This is a genomic window from Kribbella sp. NPDC051620 (assembly GCF_044453825.1).
GTDB lineage: Bacteria > Actinomycetota > Actinomycetes > Propionibacteriales > Kribbellaceae > Kribbella.
Map to the genome: position 1 here is coordinate 1,027,296 of NZ_JBITDB010000002.1, position 2,779 is coordinate 1,030,074.

Annotated in this window: 3 protein-coding genes; 2 read left to right on the forward strand and 1 reads right to left on the reverse strand. The window is 62.8% G+C overall.

The features are described 5' to 3' along the window. Both ACIA12_RS11955 and ACIA12_RS11960 read left to right on the forward strand, forming a co-directional pair. On the forward strand, positions 1-599 hold a 599-nt coding region (locus ACIA12_RS11955; protein ID WP_396366922.1), incomplete at its 5' end, for a hypothetical protein. Positions 600-784: 185 nt separating this feature from the next. Continuing rightward, positions 785-1,309: a hypothetical protein gene (locus tag ACIA12_RS11960; RefSeq protein ID WP_396366923.1), complete on the forward strand. Its 525-nt coding sequence runs from the start codon at positions 785-787 to the stop codon at positions 1,307-1,309. Positions 1,310-1,593: 284 nt separating this feature from the next. On the opposite strand, the gene ACIA12_RS11965 is transcribed toward ACIA12_RS11960, so the two are convergent. Then, positions 1,594-2,313, reverse strand: a complete 720-nt coding sequence (locus ACIA12_RS11965) for a DUF4145 domain-containing protein (protein WP_396366924.1) — start codon at positions 2,311-2,313, stop codon at positions 1,594-1,596. Between the last annotated feature and the right edge of the window lie 466 nt (positions 2,314-2,779).

A 2,779-nucleotide genomic window follows, 5' to 3' on the forward strand; every position in this document is an offset into this window, starting at 1 on the left:
TCGCCGACGCCATGGGCTACCGCTCCCCCACCCAGATCGCCGAGCTGGCCAAAGCCATCGGCCCCACCCGACCCGACACCACCAGCATCAACCTCCGCCTCGGACCTCGGACTGCTTCTGCTTCCTACATCGCTGAACTGGCCAAGGCGACGAACCTGGATCAGCCGGCGAAGGTCGCGCAACTCGCGAAGTCGATCGGTCCGGTCATGCCGACTGGCATAGGGAACGTTCGTCGTCCGGGGGCGGCCCAGTTGGCCCAAGCAATCGCGGCAACACCTGCACTCCAAAGCCTCCTGACCGCGGTGACCGAGGCCGCCCCGGATGCCGCCTTCGTCGAAGCAGTTCTGGCTGAACATGAGTCTGACCCATTACCGACGGCAACTGGTGGCGCAGTCGACCCGGCTTGGATTTCGTGGGTGGTGTTCGTTCTGGTCTTTTCGTTGGTACTTCAGTACTACATCTCGGAGGCGAACCGAACCGGGGAGTACCTGCTGGACGGGAACCGGGCTCGCTTGCTATTCGACCTGAGCGCGATGATCAGCTCGGCGTGTGTAGCGAAGAAGATTACTGATCGCAAGGTCCGCAAGATGCTGGACTGACGCCGTTCCGCCAGCCCTCCTGAAAAGCGGAAGGTCGGCGGTTCGAGACCGCCCCTGACCACCATCTCCAAGCGCGAATCCGGCCCATCTGGGCCGAGCGCCAGTGCCAGTGAATCCCCCTCAGCGACCATCCGTAGTTGCACGGATGTTGCACGCCGGATTGCCTGTAGGAGGATGTACTCACGATGAACGCTGACCTGCTCTCCGGACTCCTCGGAAGCGCTGTGACGCTCGCTGGTGGCGTCGGCGGCGTCTTGCTAACCGGCTGGTTCGACAACCGTAAAACCAATGTCGCCCACGATCGCGAGCGGCGCTCGGCTCAACGTGCGCACGCAGTCGAGATCGTGGATGCCGGCAGAGACTGGTGCACAGGGCTACAGGTAGCCGCGGTGATCCTCGCATCGGGCACATCTACGGCGGACGTCTTGGAACTTGACGAATGGAAAGAGCATCTAACCAGCACCACTCGATACCGTCGGGCACTCCGAGCTGCTGATCTGGTATTCGATGAGGATCGTGTGCGGGCAGCATCAAACAAGCTCGCGACGCACCTAGCGGATCAGCACATACCGATGAAGGCTCTCACGACCAAGCACATCGCCGGCCAGCGGTCGGTACGGGCGGACGTGGAGCGCGTGAATGGATTCGCCGATATCCATCAACAGATGCTTGATGAATTCGTGACCGTCGCCAGAGACTCCCTGCGCTAGCTCCTCCACACCTGTCCCGTCCTCCCTGATAGCTGCAAACCCAGCTCAACGCGACGCGCATCAAGTGTCGAGCTTGCTCGATCCCGCAGGGACGCGGAGCACTCTTGGGGTGGAGACAAGGGGACTCGAACCCTGAGCTGCCTTGCAAAGGCGGATCAGGCCCTCCCGCTGCTCTGAGCGGTCAGACACTGAACCTGGGCTCGGCCGGTTCCTCCCCGTGAGCGACCACCCGAGCCCACTGCCGCGTTCTCACTAGGGCACGCGGAGGGCACGCCATTCCCAAGTCACGGCTGGTTCTTCTTCAGCTCGTTCAAGCTAGCGATCAGGGCACTGTACTGGTACACGCCCTTCAGGATTTCCTTGACCACATCAAACGACAGTTGAACCTCCGGCCTACCGATCTCACTGAACGTCTTGGATTCGATGTGCGCAGCATCGTTCCCGAGCAGTCGGAGTGCATCCAGTCCAGCAACCAGATCTACCGGAAGTATCACGATCTTGCTCAGCGCCTCGATGCGCTGCTTGAGGTTGCCACCCTCCGCCTGTCGATCGGCGCAGACCTCCTCAAGGGTCTTGCGGATCATGATCGCTGCGGCCGTGTAGCAGCCGCTGGAGAAGCACACGGCGGCCTCGGCCATCGCCGCTTCGACAGCAGACGGCAGGTTTGTTGTGTCGAAGTCCAAGGCCTCGGCGGGCGCGGTGAAAAAGAGCGCACCTGGACCTTCCTCCTGGCGGTCGTAAGCCACGAAGATGAGCTGAGCGCAGGCCTCGTTTGGGCAATGGCGAACGCCAAGCCCGGCCTTTGTCCCGTCCCGGAGCTCGACCGCGTAGTCCTGCCCCTCCTTCTCAAGCGTCTCCAGACGGGTGGTCAGGCGACACTCAGGACAACGCATCCGGATGACGTGAGCGTGGTCGTATCCCTCTTTGTCCCCAAGTTGGAGACCAAAAGGTCGGCCGTTCTCATCTGGTGACTTCCCGGGTCCACTCAGCAACTCGACGGCCATGACTGATCGTTCCTCCAGATGGACTAGCAAGTGGCGCCCATTCTGGCCCTACCTTCGCGATAGCTGCCAGCCAGGTACCTCGCCGTCTTCCCGTCTGCCGTTCAGCCCACACGTAGCGCGATCAGGAGACGCCAGAGGGGCCAAGATGTAGCGCCCACTGGACGAACGATCTTGGCCCCTCTGGTGGCTCCTGATAGGTCCTGACTGGGCTGAGCGGCAGACGGGAAGACGCACCCGACCACCGACCAATAGGCCAGCCGATGCAGACCTGTCATCCCGGAGTCGTGAGGCCCCCGCCGGAGGCCGATTTCACCGGGCAAGTGCGCCCGCTGCGCCGCCAGGGCGGGCCGTGGTTCGGCCGGCAGGTCGCATGGGCGCGGCCCGCCCTGGCGGGGCGCCCCCCGGGGGCGCCCGTTTTACATTAGAGGGGAACACGGGCGGACAACGGGTGTAAAAGATGTGCTAC

Coding starts and splice junctions, on each gene's coding strand:
- ACIA12_RS11965 (WP_396366924.1), bottom strand. CDS start 2,313: ATGGCCGTCGAGTTGCTGAGTGGACCCGGGAAGTCACCAGATGAGAAC.
- ACIA12_RS11960 (WP_396366923.1), top strand. CDS start 785: ATGAACGCTGACCTGCTCTCCGGACTCCTCGGAAGCGCTGTGACGCTC.